1 protein-coding gene is annotated in these 689 nt (G+C 41.5%); it reads left to right on the forward strand.

What is annotated here, in order from left to right; genetic code table 11:
- Nucleotides 1-129: 129 nt before the first annotated feature.
- Nucleotides 130-531 carry a hypothetical protein gene (locus tag IQR33_RS14920; RefSeq protein WP_005372960.1) on the forward strand — a complete coding sequence of 134 codons (402 nt, stop codon included), beginning with the start codon at nucleotides 130-132 and terminating at the stop codon, nucleotides 529-531.
- Nucleotides 532-689 lie beyond the last annotated feature (158 nt).

Below are 689 nucleotides of genomic sequence, written 5' to 3' on the forward strand. Positions count from 1 at the left end.
AGTGTGATCCTAAACTCATCTTTACTTTTGTCAGCTTTTTCATACATCGAGCTTACCCATCGTTGACATATTGATATGCCATTATGTTTGAATAGCGAATAATGTTTTTTTGAATAATTGATAACGTGTATGAAGAACAAATTCATTTTAGTTTTGGGACTAGTTTCTAGTACGGCAATGGCGGCAAGCGAACCAACGGATCTATCAGTTGGTATGGCTGTCGATCAACAATTAAGTGTTGTTGTAGAGTTAGATAACAAATATCGTGGCATTATCGGAAACGATGGTATGGCGTTTGATTACATCGCTAAGCGTGGAACATTCGATCAAAACATGCCTGTGACTTGGTATGTCGGCGTTGGTGGCTGGTATGAATGGGATGACGAGTTTGGTGTGAGAGTACCACTTGGTGTGAACTGGGATTTATCACGCGGCTGGGACCTTTATGGCCAAATACACCCAGAGCTAGATCTTTACAAAGGTGCTGACTTGCAACTTGGCGGCGCCGTTGGCATCAAGTACAGTTTCTAGAATTGAACTAATGTATGTATAAAAAAACGCCGGTAACTACCGGCGTTTTTTTGTATGGAATGTGCCGTCCTAAATAAGGTTGACACTTTCCACCCCCAAAATTGGAGAGTGTTATGAAATCAACAACTAAAAGAACTCAGCGCGATTACTCCCTCGCT

It is taken from the genome of Vibrio sp. OPT46 (assembly GCF_015163535.1).
Lineage (GTDB): Bacteria > Pseudomonadota > Gammaproteobacteria > Enterobacterales > Vibrionaceae > Vibrio > Vibrio alginolyticus.